Origin of the sequence: uncultured Tateyamaria sp. (assembly GCF_947497045.1) — a bacterium.
Taxonomy (GTDB): Bacteria; Pseudomonadota; Alphaproteobacteria; order Rhodobacterales; family Rhodobacteraceae; genus Tateyamaria.
The window spans coordinates 1-2791 of sequence record NZ_CANMEU010000037.1 but is presented as its reverse complement, the minus strand read 5'-3'; the positions used below and the strand labels follow the sequence as shown (position 1 = coordinate 2791).

Here is a 2791-nt window from a genome sequence, read left to right as displayed (position 1 = left end):
ACGCGCTGTGGCAGATATCCGATGAACGTACCCAATGCGTCAGGATGATATTGATCAAGGGCCGCGGCATCCAAACGGATCGAGCCACTGGCCGGTGCCCAGACCCCCGTCAGACATCGCGCGAGCGTTGATTTTCCAGATCCAGACGCGCCAATCACACCCATTGCTTGCCCAGGCGGCAGCTCAAATCCCACATTGCCAAGGGCCGGTTTTCTCCCTCCCGGCGGCACTGCCGTGAGCGATTGCACCACCAGTTTGGCCTTTGGTTTTGGCAGATCGGTATGCTCGCGCTCTGCAGGAACGGCACTAAGCAATGCCGCCAGCGCGTGCCAACCCGATTGGGCACGCTGCACCAATTGCCACTGCCCAAGCATGAGTTCGATCGGGGCCAAAGCCCGTCCAAGCATTATCGATCCTGCGATCATAGCCCCTGCCGTCATCTCGTTTTGCAAGACGAGATACGCGCCCAGCCCCAGCATCGCACTTTGCAGAAACAGGCGGACCGTTTTGGTCAGCGAGGAGAAACCACCCCCGATATCTGTGGTTTTGATCTGCTCGACCAGTGATGCCTGCCGCGCGTTGCGCCATCGCAGCAGCGCGGCCGTTTTCATACCCATCGCCTGAACCATCTCGGCATCCACCCGGAACTGATCAGATACACGTGTCGCAGCCTGTCCTGCCTGTCCTGCTCTCAGTTGAGGGCGTTTGGAGAGAAGTTGATTGACGAGCGCGATGCCGATCAGAAAAACCCCACCTGCGACCGCCAACCACCCCAACAGCGGGTGAAAAAGAAAAATTCCCGCGATGAAAATTGGAGTCCAAGGCAGATCAAAGAACGCCATCAACACAGGTGACGTCAGCAGCCGTTGAATGGCTTCCAGATCCATCAGACCGGACTGGGTGCGGGCATCCGGCGCAGTGGCAGATTTACGCAGAACCACATCAAAGACACGCTCATCCAGAGCGGATTGAAACCGAGCACCCACACGCGCCATGACGCGACCACGGGTGTAGTCCAGTATCCCCATGACGCCATATAGAAAGATCACCAATATCGACAAAGCGACGAGGGTCTCTTCACTGCCACTTCCAAGAACCCGGTCGTAGACCTGCAGCATGTACAGTGGTCCGGTGAGCATCAATATATTGGTAAACGCGCTGAAGATGCCGACGGACCAATACAATTTGCGCGATGCCCGTCTTGCGACGCGAAGCTCATGGTAACCTGTCATTGAATAACCAACGGAATTAAGACCTGAAGTCGACGACCATTTCGGCTCTCAGCTTGATCCATCCAATCGCTACCTTGTTAACTCTCGACTTACACTTGGTTGGGCGTGATAGCAAAGCCAGTTGGCCATTGATGCTATCATAGTTCGAGCAATTTGGTTGAGTACGGCTCAGCCTCTCAGAGCGGGCATATATGTCTATATACAGCTTAGGCTTAAGCAAATATGAAGTCGTCTGCGCCTAAGTTTTGGATATCGTCCGAACCCAGACCATCCAGCCAGATGCCTTCTGCGCCATACTCGATAAGCAGCCGCCCTTGCGGGGTTCCGGACCCGCTCACCGGTTCGTTAATGCTCAACTCAGACAGTTGCGTTGCGCCCCACGCACTGAAGTCCAGCCGATCTTGCCCCAGCTCGAAGTCTTGCACACGGTCTCGCGTCCCATCACCTGCAATAAACCGGAACGTATCTGCGCCTGCACCGCCCAAGAGAAATTGGAAACCGGCTCCATCTTGCAAAATATCATCGCCACCGTTGCCGAAAACCCTTTGAGCATCCGCAATTATGACGTCATCGAAATCCGAGCCCCGCACGTATTCGATATTCGCAAATGTGTCTCCGGCAGCAATGCCAGTGCTGTTCGTGCTGTCGGTCATATCGATCGTCAGACCGCTGGTGGACCTTGTGTAGTAAACTTCATCGACACCGGCCCCACCATCATAGCTGTCCGCGCCATCTCCAGCGTACAACCTGTCACGGCCAGCGCCGCCTTCAACGGTGTCATCACCAGCTCCGTCATAGATCGCGTCATCGCCGTCACCGGCCAGAATTGACTGGCCTTGGTCGGAAATGAAGTTCCCGTCTGCGTCCACAAAGTTTGCGTTGATGTTGTCATTGGACGAAGTGCCGTCAACAATCTGACCGCCATCAGGATCCACCACTGGCGGTGTCGCGAACATGAAGTGGTCTGACGTAAGTTCGGCGATATCATTCGAACCCAGACCATCCAGCCAGATGCCTTCTGCGCCATACTCGATAAGCAGCCGCCCTTGCGGGGTTCCGGACCCGCTCACCGGTTCGTTAATGCTCAACTCAGACAGTTGCGTTGCGCCCCACGCACTGAAGTCCAGCCGATCTTGCCCCAGCTCGAAGTCTTGCACACGGTCCCGCGTCACATCACCTGCAATAAACCGGAACGTATCTGCGCCTGCACCGCCCAAGAGAAACTGGAAACCGGCTCCATCTTGCAAAATATCATCGCCACCGTTGCCGAAAACCCTTTGAGCGTCCGCGATTATGACGTCATCGAAATCCGAGCCTCGCACGTATTCGATATTCGCAAATGTGTCTCCGGCAGCAATGCCAGTGCTGTTCGTGCTATCGGTCATATCGATCGTCAGACCGCTGGTGGACCTTGTATAGTAAACTTCATCGACACCGGCCCCACCATCATAGCTGTCCGCGCCATCTCCAGCGTACAACCTGTCACGACCGGCGCCGCCTTCAACGGTGTCATCACCAGCTCCGTCATAGATCGCGTCATCGCCGTCACCCGCCAGAAT

Annotated in this window: 2 protein-coding genes; both read right to left on the bottom strand. The window is 55.8% G+C overall.

Going from position 1 to position 2791, the window contains the following annotated elements; genetic code table 11:
- Window positions 1-1232 (bottom strand): ABC transporter transmembrane domain-containing protein (locus Q0859_RS21370; RefSeq protein WP_299155176.1); only part of this gene is annotated, 1232 nt, incomplete at its 3' end.
- Window positions 1233-1444: 212 nt separating this feature from the next.
- The coding region (locus Q0859_RS21365) for a calcium-binding protein (protein ID WP_299155173.1) at window positions 1445-2791 on the bottom strand (1347 nt) is incomplete at its 5' end.